Source organism: Burkholderia sp. SIMBA_051 (assembly GCF_046534915.1).
GTDB lineage: Bacteria > Pseudomonadota > Gammaproteobacteria > Burkholderiales > Burkholderiaceae > Burkholderia > Burkholderia ambifaria.
On sequence record NZ_JAWRXS010000928.1, the window covers coordinates 1 to 234 of the forward strand.

General features: G+C 56.4%; 1 protein-coding gene. It reads right to left on the minus strand.

Annotation, left to right across the window (positions count from 1 at the left end; genetic code table 11):
• Positions 1 to 8: 8 nt before the first annotated feature.
• Positions 9 to 234, minus strand: a 226-nt coding sequence (locus tag SB771_RS37205; RefSeq protein WP_227416122.1) for an Ig-like domain-containing protein, incomplete at its 5' end; no start/stop codon positions are given.

Below are 234 nucleotides of genomic sequence, written 5' to 3' on the forward strand. Positions count from 1 at the left end.
TCTCCGGATTAACTGGCGGTGACGGTAATTTCTGCAACCGCAGCAAACTCACCATTACCGGATACAACCGGAATGTTGACCTTGCCTGCAGCAACGCCGTTCACGGTGATGGTCATACCACTGACCGACACGGTGGCTTTTGTTTTATCCGCAGACACCGCACGAAAGCTCTTGTCGGTTACGCCCTCCGGCTGGAAGGCCACGGTCAGCGTGGTGCTCTGCCCTTTCACCACC